Here is a 24,571-nt window from a genome sequence, read left to right on the forward strand (position 1 = left end):
GATAGAATTCAAGGAATAAAGGATATCATAAAACAAATATTTCATTACTTAAGGAAAGTTCTGTTTATTTGTGAAAATTTTTAAGCATTATGTCCGAAGATACAAAAAACCAGAACCAAACAAATAACTCTGATGAAATTGATTTAAGGCAGTTATTTTCTGCAATCGGTGATTTTTTCAAGAATATTTTCATAGGGTTTATGATGGTATTAGTGGCATTTCGAAATGCTACCGTTAAAAATATAAAAATCATTTTCCTTTTTGTAGTAATTGGTGGAATAATTGGTATTAGTTTGAATTACTATTTACCCGATTATTATACTAGTTCTCTGCTTTTGAATTCGAAATTCTCTACCGGAAAGCTAACGGAAAGCTCTGTTGACAAATTAGATCAGCTATGTGGAGAGAGGAATTATAATCAACTGGCTTCAATTCTTGGAATAGATACTGCTACCGCGAAAAATCTTAGAGGTTTCTATTACGAATCATTTGTATCGGAAGAACAAATTGTAGAGCTTGAGGTATTAAAAGAACAGTTAAAGTCCAAGATTACCGATGAAGTTGTACTGGAAGGTTTGATGGAAAAACTAGAGGATGACAACAAATCTACTTACAAAATTTTTGTTGAGGTTTATGATAATTCTGATTTAAGATCATTAGAGGAACCACTTTTAAATTATTTTAAAAACGGCTCATATGTTTCGAAAAGAATTGAAATTGAATTAACCAATCTCAAATCAAATATTGCAAATATTGAACAAGAAATTGAAAAGATTGATAGTTTAAAAAAGCTAATTATAAAGAACTACGATCTTTTTGCTGAACGATCAAGGTCAGGCTCCAACAATATAATAATGAGTGATGAAAAGATAGTAGATCCTATTTCAGTTTTTAATAAAAGTCAGCAATTACATGAAGAAAAACTGGAGTTACAAGAACAATTATATCTTACCCCCAGTTTTGAGCTAATTGATGGGTTCACCGTTTTTTCAAGACCGGCCAGCCCAAGCTTGATAAAACTTGGTTTCTATTCCTGTCTATATGGCTTACTGGCTGCTTATATTTTAATTATATTGATAGCGTTCAATAAATACCTTACCCGACTTGAGGAATCTAGAAAAAATGAAGTTAGCTAATGATTAAAAAGGAGAATCAAAATCCTTAAACGCTGGATGTTTGGTGTCTTTTTCAGATATTATGCTTTCTGAGGCAGCAATTTTCCAGTCAATATTTAAAGAGGTATCATTGAAAATGATACCTCTTTCATTTTCCGGGCTGTAATAATTATCACATTTATAGAAGAACTCAGCGTGATCACTTAAAACCGCTAAACCATGAGCAAAACCTCTTGGAATGAATAACTGTTTTTTATTTTCAGCAGAAAGTAGCACACTATAGCTTTTACCGAATGTAGATTTATCTTTTCTTAAATCAACCACCACATCTAAGACTTCTCCTTGCAATACCCTTACAAATTTTGCCTGTGCCATTGGTGGCACCTGAAAATGCAGGCCTCTTATAACACCTCTTGCTGAGCGTGATTGATTATCCTGCACAAATTCACAATCAACCCCCGTGGCTTCTCTAAATTTCTGATGATGAAAAGATTCAAAAAAATATCCTCTTTGGTCTTCAAATACTTTAGGAGTAATAAGGTATAAATCATCAAAACCGGTAGCTTCTATATTCATTTTGCTTTTTTTGTGCAAAGTAAGCAGATAAGATCAATAATGCCATGCCTTATTAAATTGATTGTGTTAAATTTGCGGCCGTGTTCAGTCAGGTACTTTCCATATTTAATAAAGAGGTAAAGCTGGAATGGCGAAATAAAACAGCCTTTAACAGCATTATCCTGTATTTGGTAAGCACTATATTTATCTGTTACTTAAGTTTCAATGTAAAAACCGGCCAAATGCAAACCATTACCTGGAATGCACTTTTTTGGATAATTATTGTTTTTGCTAATATAAATGGAGTAGCCAAAAGCTTTTTACAAGAAGGAGAAGGTAGAATGTTATATTACTACACTATTTGCAAGCCGCAAGTAATTTTAAGTGGTAAACTACTATTTAATGTTGTTCTTTCAACTTTAATAGCTAGTGTTGGCTTCATGGTATACGCTTTTATCCTTGGCAACCCTGTTTCAAATCATTCCTATTTTCTGCTTACCATATTACTAGTATCAATAGGTTTTGCTGGCATTCTCACTTTAGTTTCCGGAATAGTTTCCAAAGCGAATAATAGTACAGCACTACTTGCCATTTTAAGCTTTCCAATATTATTACCAATATTGTTGGTAGCAATAAGGCTTTCTAAGAATGCTATTGATGGAATTGATGCCACATTAATGAACGAAAAACTGTTTACCCTTATATCCGTAGATGCCATAGTTATAGCTACGGCCTATTTGTTGTTCCCTTTTATCTGGAGAAGTTAATTATGAGAAAAAGTTGGTGGAAAATCTTAGGTGTTTCTTTAGTGTTTTATACCATAATAGGTGGACTTCTGATGGAAGCTCCCAGGCTGGCCATTTTAAATGAGACTATCAGGGCAATGCATTTTCATGTACCTATGTGGTTTGGGATGATTATTATGTTAACGGCTTCGGTCTATTTTTCTATTCGTTATTTAAGAACAGGTAACTTAAAATATGATACCTACGCAATCGAATTGGTAAATACCTCTATACTTTTTGGACTTCTGGGTTTAGCAACTGGCATGATCTGGGCACAATTCACATGGGGTGCCGCATGGAGTGGAGACCCTAAGCAGAATGGCTCTGCGATTGGCCTTTTAATTTACTTTGCTTATATATTACTGAGAAATTCAATAGCTGATACACAGCAAAAAGCTAAAATCAGTAGTGTTTATAACATATTTGCCTACGCAACATTAATTCCTCTTCTTTTCATTTTACCCCGCCTTACTGATTCATTACATCCCGGCAATGGTGGCAACCCCGGATTTAATGCCTATGAATTGGATGGCAGGTTAAGAATGATATTCTATCCCGCAGTAATAGGCTGGACACTATTAGGTGTATGGTTAACTGAACTACGCATTAGATTAAATTTTATAAAATCACAAATTGATGAGCAAGATTAAATATATCCTAACCCTCTTATTTATTACAATAAGCTTTTATGCTACTGCACAAAAAGAGCAAATTTTAGAGGAAGATTATTCCAACAATAAAATTGAGATGGCTGATGTAATGCGCTCCGAAGGAAAAATTTATGTCCTAGTGGCCATAATTGTTACTTTATTTGCAGGATTTGTCATCTATACTATTAGAACTGAACAGAAGATTAAAAAAATAGAAAAATCATTAAAAAATAAGCTCTAAAGAATTATTTAGATAGTACTTTTGTTGACTTCTCAGAATTAATTACATTATGAAAAAATCCTATATTTTCGGTATCATCATAATTGCAGCTGCAATTATGATGATCGTTTCTACCGCTGGAGATGCCAGTTCTTATGTGAGTTTTCAAGATGCTCATGATATGGCGCTAAATGGAAATAATACTAAAATACATGTAGTAGGAGAGCTCAAAAAAGACCAGGAAGGTAATATTCTTGGTTTAGAAGCTTCCTCCGATAAATTGTCTTTTCAGTTTGTAATGGTAGATGAGAATGGAATGGAGCAACAAGTATTTTATAATGAGCCCATGCCTGCAGATTTTATCCGCTCAGAACAAGTGGTGGTAATCGGCTCTTTTCAGAATGAAACTTTTGTTGCAGACAAAATCCTGATGAAATGCCCTTCTAAATATCAGGAAGAAACAGTTATTTAATTTGATAATATAATATATGATACATTCCACAATAGGTGACTTAGGTCACCTTTTTGTCATTATAAGCTTTGTGGGGGCTTTAGTTTCCATATTTAATTTTTACAAAGCAGAAACTACCTCCGCGCTCGATAAGAAAAAACAGTGGTTACACAATGGCCAGTTTTCTTTTCTCGTTCATGGTATTTCAGTTTTTGGTATAGTAATCTGCCTCTTCACGATCATTTACAACCATTATTTTGAATACTTTTACGCCTGGAGCCATTCCTCAAAAGCTTTACCCACTGAATACATTATTTCTTCATTTTGGGAAGGACAGGAGGGCAGTTTTTTACTCTGGTCATTTTGGAATGTAGTTCTTGGATTTATCTTATTAGCTACTAATAAAAAATGGGCTCCATCTATAATGGTGGTATTTTCCATTGTTCAGGCATTTTTAGCCTCCATGATTTTGGGTGTTGTTATTGATGATTTTAAGATAGGAAGCTCTCCTTTCATTCTGCTAAGAGATGCTATGGATGCTCCGGTTTTCAATCTTAATCCCAATTATGTACCTGAAGATGGAACAGGATTAAATCCTCTATTGCAAAATTACTGGATGGTAATTCATCCTCCTGTATTGTTCCTGGGTTATGCTACCACGTTAATTCCATTTGCCTATGTCATTTCTGGTTTATGGAAAAAAGATGTAAAAGCCTGGGTAAGACCAGCACTTCCATGGGCTTTGTTTTCAGCAGCAGTTTTAGGTTTAGGTATACTAATGGGAGGCTATTGGGCATATGAAACTCTTAATTTTGGTGGATATTGGAATTGGGACCCTGTAGAGAATGCCTCTTTAGTCCCTTGGTTGGTGTTGGTTGCAAGTATTCATACAATGATTACTTACAAAAAAAGTGAAACCGCCTTAAAAGCTTCAATTATTCTGGTAATATCAGTTTTTCTGATGGTTTTATATGCATCATTCTTAGTGAAAAGCGGGGTACTCGGAGAATCCTCAGTTCACTCTTTTACTGATTTGGGTCTTTCTGGTCAGTTAGTTCTTTGGATGTTGAGCTTCCTGGTAATCGCTTTATTTTTATGCATTACCAGGTGGAAACTCATTCCATCTACCCAGAAAGAGGTGGAAACATATTCACGTGAATTCTGGATTTTTATGGGGGCTACTTTATTGTGCCTTATGGCATTCCAAATTATTATCCCAACTTCAATCCCTGTTTATAATACTATTATTGAAGCCTTTGGTGGCCTCTCCAACTTAGCGCCACCGGTGGATCAGGTTGAATTCTATACCAAATGGCAAATCTGGTTTGCTATTGGTTTAGCTATACTTTCAGGCACGGGTCAGTTTTTCTGGTGGCAGAAAATGGAACGTACTAAGGTGAAAGAATCTCTACTTTATCCTATCCTTATCACACTCTTGCTTTCTGCTTTAGTAATAACAAGTGTGGGAATGACTAATATTGTTTATATTCTTGTAGTAATCAGCGGAATATACACTATTGTAGCTAATGGAAAAATTCTTCTCAACGTGGTTAGAAGCAACTATAAACTCTCAGGAGGAGCTATTGCGCATATTGGCTTAGGCATGATGCTGATCGGGATGTTATTTTCTTCCGGCTATTCTTCCACTGTTTCGCTCAACAATACAGGTTTACTTCTAACTAATTCTGAAGAAGTGGAAGAAGATTTTAACCAAACCAATTTACCTTTATATATTAATGATCCTCAAAACATGGGAGAATATACCTTAACGTACAAAGGAAGATTCTATGAATCCTATGAAGGGGGATATATAAAAGCAAGCTATTTAGAAGACACTGATGAAACTAATGTTAAAATCATCAAACGCGACATCCAAAAAGCAGATGATACGCTGCAAAAAGGGGATACAGTTAATGTGTATGGCGAAAATCACTATTACAAAGTAGATTATCTGAGCGCCAATGGCAATAAATTTTCTCTTTTCCCTCGCGCACAAATTAATCCGGGAATGGGAGGTTTAATAGCTTCTCCTGATATTAAAAGGAAGTGGAATGAGGATCTGTATGTACACGTATCATCCGTGCCGGATCCTACTCAGGAAATTGAATGGTCAGAGCCAAAACAAATGGAAGTAACTTTTGGTGAAAAATTCTTTTTGAATGATTACGTTACTGTTCTTGAGAAAGTGGATAGAGTGAATGAAATAAATGGCACCCCTCTTAAAGGTGAAGATTTAGCTGTCAGAGCACAAATAAAAATCTACGGAGATGGCGAAGACTATATTCTAAACCCCTATTATCTCATCAGAAACAATATGGCAGGCAGAATCCCTGATGAAAATAGAGAGATAGGGGTGAAGCTAAATATTGAAAACATTCAGCCGGAGAACAATACCTTTACATTATCTGTAAGCACTACGCAAAAAGATTACATAATAATGAAAGCCCTTAGTAAGCCATTAATTAATGTGTTATGGATTGGTACTCTTGTGCTGATGCTGGGTTTTAGCATGGCAATTATTAGACGATACTCTGAGTTTTATAAAATGCGTAAAAAAGGCATGGAATGAAATCTGTCGCTTTTAATATTAGTTTTATTGGAGCCGGAAACGTTGCCTGGCATTTAGCACCCGCTTTAGAAAATGCCGGGCATTATGTAAAAGAGGTTTTCAGCAAATCAGGCAAATCCGCCACTAAACTGATAGGCAATTTGTACGATGCGCAGTTAAAAGAAAACCTGGATTTTTCAGATAGTCCTGCGCAAATATTTATTCTGACTATTCCTGATGACGCTATTAAATCAGTAGCACAAGAAATTGTGCTTCCGGAGCAAAGTATATTGGTGCATACATCCGGCACCAAAGGGCTTGTAGAGTTAGACTATGCAGCAGCCTCAGCCAATGGCGTTTTTTATCCGCTTCAGACTTTTTCTAAAGCCAGGCCTGTTTCTTTTGATAAAGTTCCGTTTTTTATTGAAAGTAATAATAAACAAGCTACTGAGATACTCACAAAAATGGCAAAAAGCATCAGTAAGTTTGTGAATTTTGCCAGTAGTGAACAGAGGGCTAACATGCATTTAGCTGCGGTGTTTGCCAGTAATTTCACTAATCATCTTCTTCGTATATCTCAGGATTTATTAGCTTCCTCTAAGTTAGACTTTGACTTGCTACGACCTTTGATAGCAGAGACAATAGAAAAAAGTATCAACTTATCACCAAAAGATGCCCAAACCGGCCCAGCAAAAAGGGGAGATATAGAAACACTTGACAAGCATATGGAGATGCTGAGTAATAATGAAAGTTTGCAGGAAATATACAGGGTTATAAGTCAACATATTTTGGATACTTATCAATAGTTAATTTCATAGATGGAGATAGTTCGCTAAGCAATTAATGTTCTGGTAAATAATTCCGTAATCCATTAGGACATGCCATTGCTTATAGTGAAATTTGCTACTTAAGGAGTTTAGAAACAAAGAGATGACAGCTGCACGATCCCTACCTAAGAATTTTTCCTTCCAGGGCTTTATCCGCTTAATCCGCATACAAAACTTGCTTATTATTGTTTTGACTCAGTATCTGGCGGCTGTTTTTATTATTGATTCTGTTAGCATCACCAGTATCCCTCTATTCCTCATTTCTTTGAGTACAATTATTTTAGCCGCTGCAGGCTATATTATTAACGATTACTATGATGTAAAAATTGATTACATCAATAAGCCCGATAGAGTAATTGTTGGCAAAGTACTGAAGCGAAGGGTTGTACTTTTCTGGCATTCAGCACTGAATTTTGTCGCTATTACAATAGGCTTTATCCTCCATTGGAAAATAGGCCTTATTGACTTTACAGCAGCCTTTATGCTTTGGCTCTATTCCAACCAGCTTAAAAGGCTTCCCTTCATCGGAAACTTAATTGTAGCACTATTAACTGGTTTATCCATATCCATCCTGGCCTTTTATTTTCATGAAAAGCAGCTTATTTTACATATATATGCACTCTTTGCTATTGCTATCAGCCTAATCAGGGAAATTGTAAAGGACATGGAAGATTGGAAGGGAGATGCTGATTTTGGCTGCAAAACCCTTCCTATCTTATGGGGCATTAGAAAAACTAAGCTTTTCCTTTATTTTCTGATTGTGTTATTCTATATCCTGATATTTTACATGACACAATTTTTACAAAATGATATTTTATATTACTATTTTTCCGGCCTCACCTTTTTTATCATTTATTTTGTACATCGGCTAAGAATAGCCGACACAATGAGAGAATACCACTTTTTAAGCAACTTTTGCAAAATAATTATGCTTAGCGGAATTTTAAGTATGGTATTCTTTTGATTAATTTATTATCCTAAGCATTTTTGAGCAAACAAGTTTAGAATGACTTCTCAAAAGAAAACCAAAATAGCCATCCTTGCTTCAGGATCAGGAAGCAACGCAGAAAAAATTATGCAATACTTTAGGAATTCCCAGCTGGCTGAGGTAGCGTGCGTAATTAGTAACAGGAAAAAAGCGGGCGTTTTAGAACGTGCAGAAAGAGCGGGGATTGAATCGCGTGTTTTTCCGAAGGAAGCATTTGAAACTGCAGAGCCTATCTTGGATTACTTAAAAGAACAAGCCATTGATTTGGTTATTTTAGCCGGTTTTCTATTGAAAGTACCCGCAGAAATCATTTCAGAATTTCCTGATAAAATTCTTAACATACATCCTGCTTTACTTCCCAAATATGGCGGAAAAGGAATGTACGGGCATTTTGTGCATGATGCAGTACTAAAGAATAAGGATAAAGAAACCGGTATTACTATTCATTTGGTAAATGAAAATTATGATGAAGGTAACGTCTTATTTCAGGCTTCCTGTGAAATAAATCCTGAAATGTCTGCCGAAGAAATTGCTGCTAAAGTGCAAGTTTTGGAACATCAGCATTTCCCTAAAGTGATAGAAAGCTACATTAGTGAGAAAATCAGCTAATTATTTCATCTTACTGCCAATTCTTACTATTTTCAGAAAAAGAAATTGCTATTGAACAAGCATATTATTCTGTATAGTATATTTTTTTGCTTTCAGGCTACTTTCGCTGAAGCTCAGCAACAATTGAGAGGAACCATTATAGATGAAGCTACTCTAGAACCTTTGGCCTTTGCTACTATATATTTAAATACTACTAGCATTGGCACCACCTCGGATAATGAGGGTAGCTTTAATTTTCAAGTTCCTGAAGGAGAGCATGAGGTAATTGTTCAATTTGTAGGTTATAAAACGCTGAGTTTTACAGTTAATAGCAAAGAGATTGCACCTCAGTATAAAATAAAACTACAGAAAGAAACGCAGGAACTGGCATCTGTCAAAATTAACGGGGAACGAGATAAAGAATGGTATGAAAATCTGAAAATTTTTAAGAGCAACTTTATCGGTACATCTGAAAATGCTTTAGCCTGCAAAATACTGAATGAAAAATCATTAGTTATTGATTACGATCCTCAGAAAGCAGCCTTGAAAGTTATTGCAAAGGAACCACTACAAATTTTAAATTCCAATTTAGGGTACATCTTGCATTACAGCTTGGTTGAATTTAACTATGAGCTGAGGCAGGGCAAACTGTTCTTTGCTGGTTACCCGTACTTTAAGGAAAATAAATTATCGGGTCGAAAGCTAAAAAAAGTTGAGAAGAATAGAAGAAGAGCCTATCACGGTTCTCTAGTCCATTTCATTAAAAGTCTATTGAATAATAGTTTGCAGAAAGAAGGCTTTCGGGTAATGAACTTATACAGAGTTCCTAACCCAGAGCGACCCTCAGACTCTATAATTAGTGCTATTCGTAAAGAAGTGTTATTTGGAAACCTGAACAAAAGAAAAAAAGATTCTTTAAGAACTAATGTGTTGGAAAAGAGAGGTTTGCCAAAAAATTTGAACATGCTGGACACCACTGCTTTAAGTGCAAATGAGCTCATTGTAAGAAAGGAAGATAAAATCTATATGCGGGCAAGTAATCTACTCCAAATTGTTTATCAGAATGAAAAGGAAGAGCTTAATTATCTTACCCACTCAAGAACTAAAAAACCTGGTTTACAAACATCCATACTAAATATAGTTAGTGGTGAGGAAGAATTAAATCTGGCTGGAGACATCACAAATCCTTCAAATGTCTTTCTGGAAGGATATTTGGCGTGGGAAAAGATTGGTGATTTACTTCCATTAGATTATGTACCTCCTCCTAACTAAACCTAAATTAATTGGTAAATATTTGCCAAACCCGCTATACCAGTTTTTACAAATATTCTAATACTTGAACAACTTCTCAATCATCTCTGAAAAATCGAGATGCGGCTGATACATTCTGTCAGAATAAATACTGGCGGTAAGCTTCAGGTAATTAGGTATATCATTAAAATAATGAAGTTCAAGTGCGATGTTTCCGTAAAGCTGATCAATTGGTGGGTCTATTTGCATAGGTGGTTTTAAATAGTATTTTTCCACTGTTAGTACTGCTGAATCTACCGCACTTAATTTTTTATCTGATCCGGCTTGTCTGTATCCCATGTCCAATATTTTCAACTTGAAATATTCAAGTAAGAAGGGGAAGCCACTATCTAGAATTTCCTCATTATTCCTAATAGCAAATCCATTGGCATATGGGCTGTTAAAAAGAACAATTGGAATACCATCTTTTATGTCAGTAAGTTTTAAGTGGTAGGCATGATGAATTTTATCAAGTATTTCATGATGCTTTTGAGCCGTTATCCACTGCTCAAATCTCTTTACCTCCTTTTTTGAGCGAACCAGGGTTTGGTGGTTAAGTACCTGATTACCTGAAGGAGGAAAAAGCTTTCTATACATTTTATCAAAAAAAGTCATACTGCTTAATTTTACCTTTACCAAGTAGCTTATAAAGCTACTCCTTTAACTACTATGTAATCAGATTGATTGAAAAACATTGGTTTATTATGAAAAAACTTTGAAAGTGGCTGAAAAAAAGGGCTATATAGAATGAAAAAAATATAATTCAATTAGTTTTGCATTTCAAAACAAAAATCGCGAATCGATGTCCCTAAAAAAAATTACTACTGCACTTATTTCTGTCTATTATAAGGATAGGCTTGAACCTATTATTAAACTGCTTAAAGAGCAAGGTGTAAAAATATACAGCACCGGGGGCACACAAAAATTTATTGAAGAGCAAGGGGCTAAAGTGGTAGCTGTAGAAAACCTAACAGGTTACCCTTCAATTTTAGGAGGCAGAGTAAAAACACTTCACCCTAAAATTTTTGGTGGGATATTAGGCAGAAGAGATTCTATTGAACATAAAAACCAGTTACAGGAGTTTGAAATTCCTGAAATTGACCTTGTAATTGTAGATCTTTATCCATTTGAAGAAACAGTTGCTTCAGGAGCCAATCAGGATGACATAATAGAAAAAATTGATATAGGAGGAATCTCTCTTATTCGGGCAGCAGCTAAAAATTATAAGGATGTCTTAATTGTTTCATCCAAAGGACAGTATCCTGCACTGGAAGAATTATTAAGAACGAAAAAAGGAGCTACCAGCCAGGATGAAAGAAAAGCATTTGCTGCTCAGGCTTTTAATGTTTCTTCACATTATGACACTGCCATATTTAATTATTTCAATAAAGACCAGACTTTAAGTGGTTTCAAACATAGCATTCTTAAAAACAAGCCGCTTAGATACGGTGAAAACCCACATCAAAACGGGAAATTCTATGGAAATTTAGATGCTATCTTCGATCAACTGAACGGGAAAGAACTTTCATACAACAATCTGGTAGATGTTGACGCTGCAGTATCATTAATTGAAGAATTTGAAGGAGAGACCGCTTTTGCCATCTTAAAACATACAAACGCTTGCGGAATGGCATTAGGGAATTCCGTAAAAGAGGCTTACCAAAAAGCTTTTCAGGCAGACACGCTTTCTGCATTTGGCGGGGTACTTATTACCAATAAAACCGTAGATGCCGAGGCAGCAGAAGAGATGAATAGTTTGTTCTTTGAAATTTTAATAGCACCTGATTTTACAGCTGAAGCTTTAGAAATACTTAGTGGTAAGAAAAACAGGATATTGCTAAAGAAAAAAGCCAACCTGCAAACTAAAAAACAATTTAAAAGCCTACTGAATGGTGTAATTGAGCAAGATAGAGATTTAAAGACAGATGCTAAAGAGGACCTTAAAGTGGTAACCAAAATAGCACCAACTGCTGATGAAGTAAAAGCTCTGTTGTTTGCTTCTAAAATATGTAAGCACACTAAATCAAACACTATCATTTTAGCCAATCAAGGACAGATGCTTTCAAGCGGTGTGGGGCAAACCTCCAGGGTTGATGCTTTAAAACAAGCTATTGAAAAAGCAAAACATTTTGGCTTTGAACTGAAAGGAGCTGTAATGGCTTCAGATGCATTTTTCCCTTTCCCTGATTGTGTTGAAATTGCAGGAAAAGCCGGAATTAGTTCAGTTATACAGCCAGGAGGCTCTATTAAAGATCAGGACAGCATCGACTACTGCGATGAAAATGGAATGAAAATGGTGACTACCGGATTCAGACATTTTAAGCATTAATGTAAAAGCTTTATATAAATAGGGAAAATAATTCTTTGAATGGAATGTTTTACCAAACAAATTTGTAAATTTCGAGAGCGATTTTTTTTAATAAATATATATAAACATTATCCATGGGGATATTCGATTTCTTATCAAGTGACATAGCCATAGACTTAGGCACTGCCAATACTCTCATCATACACAAGGACAAAATTGTGGTGGACGAGCCTTCCATTATAGCTATTGATAAAGCCACAAATAAGGTTTTAGCAATCGGGAGGCAAGCGATGCAGATGCATGAGAAAACGCATGAAAATATCAAAACCATTCGTCCTTTAAAGGATGGGGTAATTGCAGATTTCCATGCAGCAGAGCATATGATTCGTGGCATGATCAAAATGATTGATGGTGGCAAAAAAAGCTTTTTCCCTTCTTCTCACAGAATGGTTATTTGCATTCCATCAGGTATAACAGAAGTAGAAAAAAGGGCCGTTAGAGATTCAGCAGAACATGCCGGAGCCAAGGAAGTATACATGATTCATGAGCCCATTGCAGCAGCAATTGGTATAGGTGTTGATATTGAACAACCTATTGGCTCAATGGTAGTGGATATTGGGGGTGGTACAACTGAAATTGCTGTTATTGCTCTTTCAGGCATAGTATGCGACCAGTCAATCCGTGTAGCAGGAGATACTTTTACTAAAGATATTCTTGACTACATGAGAAGGCAGCACAACTTATTGATAGGTGAAAGATCTGCCGAAAAAATTAAAATTGAGGTGGGTGCTGCGCTAACGGAGTTAGATGATGGTCCTGAAGATTATGAAATCAGAGGTAGGGATTTGATGACAGGAATTCCAAAGGTAATAAAGGTGTCTTATTCTGAAATTGCCTTTGCTATAGATAAATCTGTTTCGAAAATTGAAGAAGCCGTGTTAAAAGCTTTGGAGATTTCTCCGCCCGAATTATCTGCTGATATTTACGATAATGGAATTCACTTAACAGGTGGAGGTGCTTTGCTTAGAGGTTTGGACAAAAGACTTGCCTTGAAAACCAAGTTGCCGATTCACATAGCTGACGATCCGTTGAGAGCTGTGGTAAGAGGTACAGGCATCGCATTAAAAAATATAAATCATTACAAAGCAGTTTTAATGAGCTAAATGTATTTTAAAACTGATATATAATATATGAAAAGGGAATACCACCAAAAGGTATTCCTTTTTCCATTTTTACTCATTTCAATTTAATACCCAATTTTTATAATTAATGCGCAGATTATTTCAGTTTATATATCAATACAGGGCATTTTTCCTCTTTTTGGTGCTCGAATTGGTAAGCGGTTGGCTTGTAGTTAACCACAACAACTACATAAGCGCATCTTATTTTAATTCTTCCAGTGCTATAGCCGGGAATGTGTATGACTCCCGACAAAATATTCAGGATTACTTTCAGCTTAAACAAGTAAATCAAAACCTGGCAGACGAAAATGAACAGCTTCGAAATCAATTAGCACTTAAGCAGCCAATGCTTGATACCTCGCAATTTAAAACTCCTGTCTACCTCTCAGGCCAATATGATTACACCATGGCAAAAGTGGTTAATAATTCTGTAAGTAGGTTCAGAAACTACTTTACACTGAACAAAGGAAGAAATGACGGCATTGAAGAAGGAATGGGTGTTGTAAATTCACTGGGGTTAGTAGGAAAAATTAAAAGTGTCTCTAATAACTTTTCTACGGGCTACTCAGCCCTACATGTTAATCTTTTGGTGTCAGCTTTAATTGATGAAACACAAACACTATGCACTGCAACCTGGGACGGTACTGATCCAACAAAAATGAAACTAAAGTATGTGCCACGACACGTTCAGGTGAAGAAAGAAATGGATGTGGTTACCTCTGGCTTTAACTCCATATTTCCAGAAGGCGTTAAAATAGGAGAGGTTGATACTGTTTTTATCCAGAAGAATGCCACCTTTTATGACATCACCCTAAAAGTAGCAGTTGATTTTCAAAGCCTGGATTATGTATACGTTATCGGTAATAAACTGAAGCAGGAAAAAGATTCGTTGGAACAATCCATAGAAGTATTAAATGATTAATTCACTCAATATAAAACAAGTATTTATCTGGGTTATATTTATAGCCTCACAAATACTTTTTGCTCAAAATATAATTCTTTACAATAAAGCATTTTGCTTTATGTACGTGGGGTTTATCCTTTTACTTCCAATTAGCGTGAGCCGGAATTACGTGCTTTTGATTGCTGCATTTACAGGATTTGTAATTGATATATTTTACAACAGCCTGGGTACACACATGGCCGCCACCATCTTAATGGCTTTCATACGTCCATTGTGGATTAATGCTATTACACCTAGGGGTGGTTATGAAAACATTGAAAGCCCCACTGCAAAAGACCTTGGGTTAGCCTGGTTTCTGGCTTATTCACTGCCTTTGGTCTTTATTCATTTGTGTCTGGTATTTTTTATTGAAGCAGGAGGTTTTCATATGTTCTTTTTTGTAATTTTTAAAGCAATTACAAGCACTTTCTTAACAGTTTTTGTGTTGATAATCATTCAGTATCTTTTTTATTCCAAAGGCAGGTTTTCATGATTAAAAACAGAAAGTATTATATACCCGCAATTTTTATTGTTGTAGGAATTATATTTTTGATAAAGCTTTTCTCAATCCAGGTAATGGATAGCCGCTACAAGTTAGCAGCGGAAAATAACGTAATTAATAAAGTAATTGAGTACCCTTACAGGGGCTTAATTTATGACAGGAACAATAAAATAATTGTTCATAACACTCCTACTTATGATATCATGGTGGTACCTAAAGAGGTGCAGGTGGGAGATACTGCCAAATTCTGCAGCCTTTTCGACATCACCAGAGAAGAATTTGAAAATAAAGTAGCAGCAGCTAAAAAATATTCCTACATCAAGCAATCCCTGTTTTTTCCTCAGCTGAGTAACCGAGAGTTTGCCAGCATACAAGATAAATTGATTGAGTATAAAGGCTTTTATCCTGTGGCAAGAACAGTAAGAAATTATCCTGATTCAGTACTGGCCAACGGACTAGGATACATTGGGGAAGTAAGTAAAAGGCAGCTGGAGAGAGACACCTCCAATTATTATAAATCAGGTGATTACATAGGCATTTCAGGAATGGAAGCAGCCTATGAGAAAGAACTTCGAGGCAAGCGCGGAGTGAAATACAAGCTTGTAAATGTAAGAGGTATAGAAAAAGGCTCTTTTAATGATGGCAGATTTGATACCGCCTCCGTGCCGGGAAATAATTTGATAAGCTCCATTGACCTTGATTTGCAAAAATATGCAGAGTACCTGATGAAAGATAAAGTAGGTAGTATAGTAGCGATAGAGCCTTCCACAGGAGAAGTTTTAGCTCTGGTAAGTAGCCCATCCTATGATCCTAACCAACTATCTGGAAGAAAATACAGCAGTAATTTCACCCAATTAAATCAAGACAGTTTAAAGCCCCTGTTTAACAGGCCGATAATGGCTACCTACAGACCAGGTTCGGTTTTCAAGTTAGTTCAGTCATTGATTGCATTACAGGAAGGTGTAATTACTCCTGCCACCCGGGTTGTATGTAACCGAGGCATTATAAACTGTCATGGTGCACATACCAATGCTGATTTGCATGATGCTATTAAATTTTCGTGCAACCCCTACTTTTATTCTACTTTCAGAAGAATTATTAACCAGGGAAAAGATCCGAAGATGAATGTTGATTCAAGAATAGGTTTAAAAACCTGGGATGAATACCTGTACAAATTAGGTTTCGGCAGAAAGCTGGGTGTTGATATTCCGAATGAGCAAAAAGGATTGGTGCCTGAACCATCTTATTACAATAGATATTATGGAGAAGGAGGCTGGAATTTTTACACTATCTATTCATTAAGTATAGGTGAAGGAGAGTTACTTACTACTCCATTGCAGGTAGCAAACCTTGCCGCAATCCTGGCCAACAGAGGGTATTTTATCAGACCTCACCTGGTAAAGGGTATAGATACTCCTGACTCCTACCTCAAGTTAGATTATAACAGGGAAGATACAGGAATCAACCCTGAGCATTTTAATACAGTAGTAAATGCAATGGCTGAAATAGTAAACGGAACTGCGAGAGTTGCTAAAGTGGACGATATTACTATTTGTGGAAAAACCGGAACTGTTCAGAACAAAAATAGTTATGACCACTCAGCTTTTATGTCCTTTGCACCAAAAGAAAATCCTAAAATCGCTTTATCTGTATACGTTGAAAATGCAGGATGGGGTGGTGGAGTAGCTGCTGCCATATCTGGTCTCTTAATTGAAAAGTATATTAAAGGAGAGGTTTCCGAAAATAGAGCCTGGGTGGAAAATTATGTAATGACTAAAGCTTACTTGAAAAACTTATGAGTAGACAGGATAGCATTTGGAATAGGGTAGACTGGCTACTGATCACATTATTTTTTGTTTTAGTAATTTTCGGTTGGCTAAATATTTATGCTGTAGGTTATGATGCTGAGCAGGTACAAAGCATCTTTAGTTTTGATCTGAATTCAGGAAAGCAGCTAATCTGGATTGCCGGCTCTGTAGTTCTAATCATTGTAATAATGATTATTGACTTCAGATTCTTTGACTCATTTGCGTATTATATATATGCAGGTTTTATTTTTATGCTAATTCTTGTACTCCTCTTTGGAACCGAAATAGCCGGAAATAAGTCTTGGTTTGTCCTTGGTCCCATGAGATTGCAGCCCTCGGAGTTTACAAAATTTGCCACTGCATTAGCTGTTGCTAAATTTTTCAGCACCAGAAATGTACGATTAGATCAATTTAGCGGACAAATTCAGTCAGCCTGGATAGTACTTTTGCCAATTGTGCTAATTGTAATGCAAGGAGATGTAGGTACTGCTATGGTCTTTTTAAGTTTTATCTTTGTTTACTATCGCGAAGGTTTACCTACTTACTACCTGATAATAGGAACTTCCGCCATCGCTATATTTATTCTTACTTTATTGATCGAGCCACTTTATTTAACAATTGCAGTAGTTGTTCTTGGGGTTTTACTCATTGCTTTCTTTAACAAGCGTAAAAAATATATTGTAATGGTAATTGCCGGTGTGGTGGGGGTAATTGGAGTAATTGGAAGCGTGGATTATCTGATTTCTGATGTACTTAAACCTCACCAACAAAATAGAATTAAGGCGTTAATTAATCCTGATGCAGACCCTCTGGGATTTGGCTGGAATGTTACTCAATCTAAAATTGCCATAGGTTCAGGTGGAAGTTTTGGCAAAGGGTTTCTTGAAGGGACACAAACAAAATTTGATTTCGTTCCAGAGCAAAGTACAGACTTTATCTTTTGCACTATTGGTGAAGAGCATGGATGGATGGGCAGTTTCATTCTGATAATTCTCTTTCTGGGCTTATTACTTAGAATACTTTTCATTGCTGAGCGTCAAAAAGGTAACTTTGCCAGGATTTATGGATATGCTGTAGCCTGCATCTTTTTCGTGCATTTTGGGATTAATATCGGAATGACAATAGGACTATTTCCCGTAGCAGGAATACCCCTGCCCTTCTTTAGTTATGGTGGCTCGTCTTTGTGGTCTTTTACAATACTTCTTTTTGTATTGATTAAACTAGATGCACACAGAATGCAGGTACTTACGAGATAAAATAAGATTAATAACCTGCAAAGTAGTGGTACGAGAGTCACGTACCACTACTAAAGTTGAATGAAATAGTAGCCTTTTAAGCAAACCTTTTCCCTACCAAATCGAAAAACTCCTGCACTTCCTCTGCCTCCAGGTTCCAATCATATTTCTCTGCATACTCCTTTTTAATATATACGTAAGCTTCTTTATAATTATCCATTGAATCAATTTGTTCAATAGCATTTAAAAACTGCTTTTGATTGCCTTCAAACAATTCATTCACAAACATGAAACGTTGATTGAGAGTCAGTTGCTGCTTTATATTTTTGCCACTTCCTTTGGAAAGCCTTTCAGCCAAGGTTAATTGTTCTGTATGTCTCAATTTATCATTCAAGCTTCCTTCAGTGATAGTTTTGGGGGCTTCTATCTCACTTCTTTCCGTGTCGCTTTCAAGATAAATGTCAGACAAGGAAAGGGGTAGCTCTTCCGAAAAAGCCTGAAGATAAGGCTGAACATCTTCCGGTTGCTCTTCCGCCTGACTGCATACTTCATTAAAAAGATCAAATGCTTCATCATTAAAAGCCATGTCCATCTTATGAAATTTGAACCTATCAATTAAACCATCCAGAAGAAAGTCATTTATTTTAATGTATTTCTTTAAATCCTTCAGGTCATTTAAGCTAATTCTGCTATCATCTCTCTGATTTATTTCCTTGGAAAAAAAATCATATGGAGAAAAAACCAAAAGAATGCTATCTTTTACCGACTCTCTCAAAAGAGGCTCAAAATGCTCCTTTTTAATGGAAATATGGCGGGAAAGAGAGTTCATAAAATCTTTCATCGCTTTCTTTACTTCCTCGCTATGGTAGTCAAAGTACGGGCTCTGTAATTTGGCATTCTCCTTCTTCCACTTTCTAAAAAGGTTTTTAAGCACAATCAAGTTAGTTTGCTTAAATTTAGAAATCTCTAAAATTTCCTTACCAGTTATATGAGAAGTTTGATAAAAAAAAGATTGACAAACCTGTTTTGCATAAGCTTTGGCATAAGCATCAATCGCCTGATGATTTAATTTGCTCTCCATTATTTAATTTACTTTTTTTGTACTACTATATTATGCCTGAAATTCAAATAAACAATCTATATAAACGCAAGATAACAAGTAAAAGTCTAGAAAAAACCGCATTAGAGCATATTCACGAAAACTTCATAGATTGGATGCATGCGTGTGGAAAAAAAGGACGTTGTACCACATGTAAAATGATTGTTCTGGAAGGCGAAAACAACCTTGGTGAATTAACAGACCCTGAAATAAAGTATCGGGAACAAGGTAGGCTAGCATCTAATGAAAGGTTATCTTGTCAGGCTGTGGTTACAGGAGACATTATTATTGAAGTAGCCGAAAAAAATAAATTCCCACACATGGATTATTCGTATTAAAGAAGATGTTTGTAGAACCGCATATTGGAAGAGAAGAAAGTGGCAATTTAAAAGGAAAAGGCTGGATAGAACTGATTTGTGGTTCTATGTTTAGTGGTAAAACCGAAGAATTAATCAGAAGAATAAACAGAGCTATCATAGCTAAGCAGAAAGTAGAAATATTTAAACCTAAAGTTGATACCCGCTACGATAAAACGCAGGTAGTTTCACATAACCAGACAAGCATTCGTTCTACTCCTGTTGATTTTGCTGAAGACATTCTACTGCTGGCTGGTAATTCCGAGGTGGTTGGCATAGATGAAGCACAATTTTTTGACTCAGAAATAGTTACTGTTGCAAATACGCTGGCCAATCAGGGAAAAAGAGTGATAATTGCAGGCCTGGACATGGACTTCAGCGGAAAAGCTTTTGGCCCTATACCTGAATTAATGGCTATTTCAGAGTATGTAACCAAAGTACACGCTATATGTGCTCAATGTGGAGGTATAGCCACCTATTCTTTCAGGCTCTCAGAAGAAAAGCAGAAAGTGATGCTGGGTGAAAAAGACAAATATGAACCAAGATGCAGAAGGTGCTTTCTGAATGGAAAAAAAGCAAGAAAGCGCTCAATTAATCAATAATCAATGAATCACTTCTTCATTACTTTTCAATCAATAAAACTAAAGGGCTTTTTGCTATTGTTATTGCTTAGCTCAGTGGGTAGTGCACAGAATATACCTGTTGGTACCTGGAGAAATCATTCGGATTACTCCAATGGAAGAAAAGTAGCTGAATTGGGCAGTAAAATCTTTTGTGCAACTGAAGGCGGCCTATTTTACTTTGATACTGAGGACGGGAGCATCAACACATTGAGTATTACTTCTGGCCTCAATGGCATAGAAATAAGTACCTTGCAATCCACTTCGGAGAAAGATTTCCTTTTTATTGGCTATAAAGATGGAACCTTAGACATAATTAACAAGACATTAGAGATCAATAGCTTTGCTGTAATAAAGAATTCTGAAATGCTAGGATCTAAAGCGATTAATAATATCACAACGAAGGATAATATTACTTATTTAGCAACAGATTTTGGTGTGGTGTTGTACGATGTAGAACAAAACAGAGTTATCGATTCCTATACAAATTTAAATAATGAAGGAAATCCATTAGCTATAAATCACCTAAGTATTGATGATGAATATTTGTATTTGAGTACTTCTGAAGGACTATTGCAAGGCTCTCTTGATCCTCAGGTAAATTTGAAAGATTTTCAGAACTGGAATCGCTTACCAATTTCTTCAAAAGGAGATGTTTTCTCGATTATGAAGACTGTAAAAGACGGTGATAATAATCTGCTAGCTCTTGCCGAAAACAATATAGTATACAGAAGAAGCGCTCAAAGCTGGGACACAGCCTATATTTCGACAGATGTATTGCATAATTTGGTGCAGGAAGATAACAAAATCTTATTGCTGGATGGAAGTAGCGTATATGAATACAATAACAATACATTTCCGCTTTTATTCTCAGATGAAACTTCTTTAGGTTTTAATGATCTCTTATTTTTCAGAAATACTGCATACATTGCTGATTCCAATAGGGGCTTACTGCAATATCAGCAGGGTAGTTTTCAGCCTATTGAACCACAAGGGCCAAAGGGATTTCCCAATATTCTCAGGCAAATAGAAGGCTATACATTCAGCATGAATGATGAATTCCCCGGCTTTTCTTATTTTATAAATGGTAAATGGAACCATGTAGGCGAGGATGTGAATGATAATCCCCTTCCTCTTTTTATAGATGTAGCAATTGACTTACTTACTGGAAATGGAATTTTCCTTAGCAAAGAAGATGGGATATATAGTTGGGACACTAATGAGATTTCATTGGCATCAATTTCTTTAGATAACTCTGAATATAAATGGGAAAAACTGGCCACAGGGTCTGAAGCAAAATTATGGGTAGCAGGCAGAAATTCACTAGATGAAATTGTGGTATACAACATCACTGATAATAAGCTTTATGAAACAGGACTAAACACAAGTTTACAAATCAGAGATTTTGAAATCGCTTTCAATGGTGATAAATACTTTGCCACCAATAATGGGTTGGTTGTCTTTAATGAATCTGAAGGGGGAGTACGAATATTAAATAACGTGGCAGGAAATGGTAGCTTACCGGCAAACTCCATAACAGATCTGGCAATTGACCTATCCGGCACTTTATGGATTGGAACTACGGAAGGGGTATGCTTTTTCAATAACTTTACCAGTGTTCTATCGGGCGAGTCAGTGAATGTAATCAAGCCCATATTTGAAGGATTCTTCCTGTTTAATGGAGTAGCTATTAATAATATTGCCATTGATGGAGGCAATAGAAAGTGGATCACTACTAATGATGGCCTATGGTTGTTTGATGAAAACATCAATGAAAACATTGTACATTTTGAAAGTAATAATAGCCCTATTATGAATGAAAATATACGTCAGCTGGTTATCAATCCTCTAAATGGTGAGGTTTTCTTATCCTCAGCAACACAATTCATTTCTTATAGAACAGATGCCACACAAGCAAGTGAGACGCATTCAGCAGTAGAAGTATTTCCTAACCCGGTAAGTTTATCTGCGCACTCATCAGTTACAATAAGAGGGCTGGCGTATAACAATGAAGTAATGATTACGGATCTGGCAGGTAACCTAATTCAAAAGGGTAAAGCGAATGGAGGTACATTTTCCTGGAGCCTGAGCAATTATTCTGGCTTTAGAATTAAGAAGGGCGTTTATTTAGTTTTCTCAATTAATAGCGATGGCACAGAAACCTATAGAACAAAATTTGCTGTTGTTTATTAATTTGTATGTCAGCGTAAACAAATTTGTTAAAAAACGTAGGTTTAAATCGTGATATGTCATATAAGAAATAGTATTTTCACTCAACTTTTTTGGGGCTTGATGGGCTTCTACCTACTTAACATTAGTGTTGATACTGTAGATCCAAAACCTGAATATATACCTGAAGACCTATCTATCAATGATCAAGAAAGTATTCTTGAAATTATTGTTGAGAAAGTTTTAGGTTATGAAAACGCCATCAAAGAGTATGACGACCATGATAGTGAAGATCATAACAAAAAAAAGGAAACTAAAACTGACTTATTAATTCACTTCCCTAAAACCTACAATCTCTTTAATCACCTGAACAAAAGGAAAATTCTTTATCCTAATCAAGAAAATCAACTGCTAAATACATTTAAAGAAATAGACAGTCCCCCACCTAAATTTTGATTTGTTTTAACAAGCCTCTTTACTATTTAACTAATAGGAAATTATTAATTATTTAAAACAAATCAGAAATGAATATTAAAAAACTAATGGTGCTAAGTATTTTATTAGTATCCTCTTTTTATAGCATTGCACAAATTACTAACGCAGAAAAAGATAGTATTTATATCCAACAAATTGAAGACCAAAAAGAACCTGATAAGGTTCTACATGCCGAACCCTTGTATATAGATTTAATTCGTGATTTGGGGGCTAGAAAAGGAGAGAAAGAATGGAATATAGGATTAGGACTCACTGATAATTTAAAGTTCGATTCATACGAAGCTCTAATTGAATATGAATGGGCTCCGGTTGACAGAATAGGTTTAGAGGTAGAACTTCCTTTTACGTTTCATTCACCCGTGAATGGAACTGTAAAAGACTCAATTCCATCTCATCAATTGAATAGTATAAAAGTTGCTGCTCAATGGTCCTTTTTTGTAAATGAACCTATGGCTACATCAATGGCTTTTGGATACATTAACGAATTCGAACTTTCAGATTTTGGGAATTTTGGAAACCCCTTTATCAAAGGAAATGTCTATAATCCGTTTTTTGTAATCGCTAAACGTTGGGGAAACAATTTTCACTCGTTGATCTACACAGGTCCAATGATTGAACAAGACTTCAGAACAAACAAGTTTCATACGACCTATGATATCAATACTAGTTTTCATTACATGATTTCAGGGACACGAAACTTTATTGGTATCGAATTCAACAAGACTAGCGATAAAGGAGACTTTGATATGACTATGCGGCCACAGATGAGATTAGGAATTGCGGACAATTTATTGATAGGCATTATGGCAGGAATTCCGGTTAGCAGAGAAAATGAAAGGTTTAGTTCGTTTATTCGATTGATATGGGAACCTAAGCATAAATAAAATGTAATTATCGGCTAATTATAGAATAAATTGAACTAATAAGCTGTACTGAGAAATTAAGTTTTACTTTTAGTAAGTTTCAACTCTATTATCTGTTATGCAGGTACATTTAATGCTCAATATTATATGCTACACAAAACCAGAGGCATTGTTTTAAATTATATCAAATACGGAGAAAGCTCTGTGATTGTGCATATCTACACAGAACAATTCGGAATCCAGTCGTATATCGAAAATGGTGTAAGGAAGCAGAAAGCAAAAAACAAAATTGCTTTATTTCAACCTCTTACACTGCTGGATTTGGTTGTGTACAAAAAATCAACAGGAGGCATCAATAGAATTTCAGAGATGAAATGTCTTAATCCTTATCGAAGTATTCCTTACGAGATTGTTAAATCCACCATAGGCATATTTTTAGCAGAGGTTTTAAGCAGTATATTAAGAGGAGAGGAAGAGGAGAATCCCGGAATGTTTGAATTTATTCAGCACAGCTTACTCTACTTTGATAATAAGAAAGATAACTACTATAATTTTCACCTCCAGTTTTTGAATGATTTGAGTGGCTATTTAGGATTTGCTGCAGCCAGTGCAGAAGAAGTGCTGGCAGAACTAAAGCCCTACTACCCCAGCAGAATAGATGTTATGGTAGAAGCTAAGCTGGACGAATTGATCGCCAGTAATCTGGGCACAGGTCTCAAACTGACTGGATCTGAACGAAGAACTATTTTACAACTCCTCATTCAGTTCTACCAAATCCATAGCCATTCCTTAAAAGATATTAAGTCTTTAAAGGTATTGCATGAGGTGTTGAGTTGAAATTTTACAACTTGAAGAGGTGAAGAAATTTATCTAAATAAATTCCCTTCCAATAAATCCATATATTATTAAATAATTAACATTCGAGTTAGTAATTGCAAAGTAAGATTTACTTTAATAATTTAATCAGTAATTCAA

The 24,571-nt window shown here is 35.7% G+C and carries 25 protein-coding genes; 22 read left to right on the forward strand and 3 right to left on the reverse strand.

Annotated elements, in window-relative coordinates:
• Positions 1 to 89 precede the first annotated feature (89 nt).
• Positions 90 to 1,136, forward strand: coding sequence for a hypothetical protein (locus IEV85_RS22235; RefSeq protein WP_188467476.1), 1,047 nt, complete (start codon positions 90 to 92; stop codon positions 1,134 to 1,136).
• Between the two features lie 3 nt (positions 1,137 to 1,139).
• On the opposite strand, the gene rfbC is transcribed toward IEV85_RS22235, so the two are convergent.
• A complete protein-coding gene (gene rfbC, locus IEV85_RS22240) occupies positions 1,140 to 1,691 on the reverse strand; it encodes a dTDP-4-dehydrorhamnose 3,5-epimerase (RefSeq protein WP_188467477.1) in 552 nt (183 codons plus the stop codon).
• A gap of 80 nt (positions 1,692 to 1,771) precedes the next feature.
• Here rfbC and IEV85_RS22245 point away from each other — a divergent pair, with 80 nt between their 5' ends.
• From IEV85_RS22245 to IEV85_RS22285, 9 genes are all read left to right on the forward strand, one after another.
• On the forward strand, positions 1,772 to 2,437 hold the full coding sequence (locus IEV85_RS22245) for a heme exporter protein CcmB (protein WP_188467478.1): 666 nt from the start codon (positions 1,772 to 1,774) through the stop codon (positions 2,435 to 2,437).
• 2 nt (positions 2,438 to 2,439) lie between these two features.
• A complete protein-coding gene (ccsA, locus tag IEV85_RS22250; RefSeq protein ID WP_188467479.1) occupies positions 2,440 to 3,105 on the forward strand; it encodes a cytochrome c biogenesis protein CcsA in 666 nt (221 codons plus the stop codon).
• Complete coding sequence (locus IEV85_RS22255; RefSeq protein WP_188467480.1) at positions 3,092 to 3,346, forward strand: CcmD family protein; 255 nt, start codon at positions 3,092 to 3,094, stop codon at positions 3,344 to 3,346. The genes ccsA (IEV85_RS22250) and IEV85_RS22255 overlap by 14 nt, the downstream gene beginning before the upstream one ends.
• Before the next feature lie 49 nt (positions 3,347 to 3,395).
• Positions 3,396 to 3,797 carry a cytochrome c maturation protein CcmE domain-containing protein gene (locus IEV85_RS22260; RefSeq protein ID WP_188467481.1) on the forward strand — a complete coding sequence of 134 codons (402 nt, stop codon included), beginning with the start codon at positions 3,396 to 3,398 and terminating at the stop codon, positions 3,795 to 3,797.
• Between the two features lie 16 nt (positions 3,798 to 3,813).
• On the forward strand, positions 3,814 to 6,345 hold the full coding sequence (gene ccsA / locus IEV85_RS22265) for a cytochrome c biogenesis protein CcsA (RefSeq protein WP_188467482.1): 2,532 nt from the start codon (positions 3,814 to 3,816) through the stop codon (positions 6,343 to 6,345).
• Complete coding sequence (locus IEV85_RS22270) at positions 6,342 to 7,130, forward strand: Rossmann-like and DUF2520 domain-containing protein (protein WP_188467483.1); 789 nt, start codon at positions 6,342 to 6,344, stop codon at positions 7,128 to 7,130. The genes ccsA (IEV85_RS22265) and IEV85_RS22270 overlap by 4 nt, the downstream gene beginning before the upstream one ends.
• A gap of 124 nt (positions 7,131 to 7,254) precedes the next feature.
• A complete protein-coding gene (locus IEV85_RS22275; RefSeq protein ID WP_188467484.1) occupies positions 7,255 to 8,115 on the forward strand; it encodes a UbiA family prenyltransferase in 861 nt (286 codons plus the stop codon).
• A gap of 42 nt (positions 8,116 to 8,157) precedes the next feature.
• Positions 8,158 to 8,748 carry a phosphoribosylglycinamide formyltransferase gene (gene purN, locus IEV85_RS22280; protein ID WP_188467485.1) on the forward strand — a complete coding sequence of 197 codons (591 nt, stop codon included), beginning with the start codon at positions 8,158 to 8,160 and terminating at the stop codon, positions 8,746 to 8,748.
• A 51-nt stretch (positions 8,749 to 8,799) separates the two neighbouring features.
• On the forward strand, positions 8,800 to 9,999 hold the full coding sequence (locus IEV85_RS22285; protein WP_188467486.1) for a carboxypeptidase-like regulatory domain-containing protein: 1,200 nt from the start codon (positions 8,800 to 8,802) through the stop codon (positions 9,997 to 9,999).
• A gap of 57 nt (positions 10,000 to 10,056) precedes the next feature.
• On the opposite strand, the gene IEV85_RS22290 is transcribed toward IEV85_RS22285, so the two are convergent.
• A complete protein-coding gene (locus IEV85_RS22290; protein WP_188467487.1) occupies positions 10,057 to 10,632 on the reverse strand; it encodes a hypothetical protein in 576 nt (191 codons plus the stop codon).
• 187 nt (positions 10,633 to 10,819) lie between these two features.
• Here IEV85_RS22290 and purH point away from each other — a divergent pair, with 187 nt between their 5' ends.
• From purH to rodA, 6 genes are all read left to right on the forward strand, one after another.
• Positions 10,820 to 12,346, forward strand: coding sequence for a bifunctional phosphoribosylaminoimidazolecarboxamide formyltransferase/IMP cyclohydrolase (gene purH, locus IEV85_RS22295; protein ID WP_188467488.1), 1,527 nt, complete (start codon positions 10,820 to 10,822; stop codon positions 12,344 to 12,346).
• A 113-nt stretch (positions 12,347 to 12,459) separates the two neighbouring features.
• On the forward strand, positions 12,460 to 13,488 hold the full coding sequence (locus tag IEV85_RS22300; RefSeq protein WP_188467489.1) for a rod shape-determining protein: 1,029 nt from the start codon (positions 12,460 to 12,462) through the stop codon (positions 13,486 to 13,488).
• Between the two features lie 106 nt (positions 13,489 to 13,594).
• Positions 13,595 to 14,428: a rod shape-determining protein MreC gene (mreC, locus tag IEV85_RS22305; protein WP_188467490.1), complete on the forward strand. Its 834-nt coding sequence runs from the start codon at positions 13,595 to 13,597 to the stop codon at positions 14,426 to 14,428.
• Positions 14,421 to 14,942 carry a Rod shape-determining protein MreD gene (locus tag IEV85_RS22310; protein ID WP_188467491.1) on the forward strand — a complete coding sequence of 174 codons (522 nt, stop codon included), beginning with the start codon at positions 14,421 to 14,423 and terminating at the stop codon, positions 14,940 to 14,942. Before mreC ends, IEV85_RS22310 begins: the two co-directional genes overlap by 8 nt.
• Complete coding sequence (mrdA, locus tag IEV85_RS22315; protein ID WP_188467492.1) at positions 14,939 to 16,750, forward strand: penicillin-binding protein 2; 1,812 nt, start codon at positions 14,939 to 14,941, stop codon at positions 16,748 to 16,750. The genes IEV85_RS22310 and mrdA overlap by 4 nt, the downstream gene beginning before the upstream one ends.
• Entirely contained in the window at positions 16,747 to 18,015 is a 1,269-nt protein-coding gene (rodA, locus tag IEV85_RS22320) for a rod shape-determining protein RodA (protein ID WP_188467493.1), read from the forward strand. The genes mrdA and rodA overlap by 4 nt, the downstream gene beginning before the upstream one ends.
• Before the next feature lie 76 nt (positions 18,016 to 18,091).
• Here rodA and IEV85_RS22325 read toward each other — a convergent pair whose 3' ends face one another.
• Positions 18,092 to 19,075 carry a hypothetical protein gene (locus IEV85_RS22325; protein WP_188467494.1) on the reverse strand — a complete coding sequence of 328 codons (984 nt, stop codon included), beginning with the start codon at positions 19,073 to 19,075 and terminating at the stop codon, positions 18,092 to 18,094.
• A gap of 32 nt (positions 19,076 to 19,107) precedes the next feature.
• Here IEV85_RS22325 and IEV85_RS22330 point away from each other — a divergent pair, with 32 nt between their 5' ends.
• The 6 genes from IEV85_RS22330 (at position 19,108) to recO (ending at position 24,433) form a co-directional block, all read left to right on the forward strand.
• Positions 19,108 to 19,431 (forward strand): 2Fe-2S iron-sulfur cluster-binding protein, encoded by a 324-nt coding sequence (locus tag IEV85_RS22330; protein WP_188467495.1) that lies wholly within the window; start codon positions 19,108 to 19,110, stop codon positions 19,429 to 19,431.
• Positions 19,432 to 19,436: 5 nt separating this feature from the next.
• Positions 19,437 to 20,051 (forward strand): thymidine kinase, encoded by a 615-nt coding sequence (locus IEV85_RS22335; RefSeq protein ID WP_188467496.1) that lies wholly within the window; start codon positions 19,437 to 19,439, stop codon positions 20,049 to 20,051.
• Between the two features lie 3 nt (positions 20,052 to 20,054).
• A complete protein-coding gene (porZ, locus tag IEV85_RS22340; RefSeq protein ID WP_188467497.1) occupies positions 20,055 to 22,262 on the forward strand; it encodes a type IX secretion system anionic LPS delivery protein PorZ in 2,208 nt (735 codons plus the stop codon).
• Positions 22,263 to 22,310: 48 nt separating this feature from the next.
• Complete coding sequence (locus IEV85_RS22345) at positions 22,311 to 22,694, forward strand: hypothetical protein (protein ID WP_229712695.1); 384 nt, start codon at positions 22,311 to 22,313, stop codon at positions 22,692 to 22,694.
• 68 nt (positions 22,695 to 22,762) lie between these two features.
• The gene (locus IEV85_RS22350) at positions 22,763 to 23,617 is read left to right on the forward strand and encodes an HAEPLYID family protein (protein ID WP_188467498.1); all 855 of its coding nucleotides are present in this window, start codon (positions 22,763 to 22,765) and stop codon (positions 23,615 to 23,617) included.
• 126 nt (positions 23,618 to 23,743) lie between these two features.
• Complete coding sequence (gene recO, locus IEV85_RS22355) at positions 23,744 to 24,433, forward strand: DNA repair protein RecO (RefSeq protein WP_188467499.1); 690 nt, start codon at positions 23,744 to 23,746, stop codon at positions 24,431 to 24,433.
• The last annotated feature ends 138 nt before the right edge of the window (positions 24,434 to 24,571 follow it).

Origin of the sequence: Marivirga lumbricoides (assembly GCF_014636295.1) — a bacterium.
Classification (GTDB): domain Bacteria; phylum Bacteroidota; class Bacteroidia; order Cytophagales; family Cyclobacteriaceae; genus Marivirga; species Marivirga lumbricoides.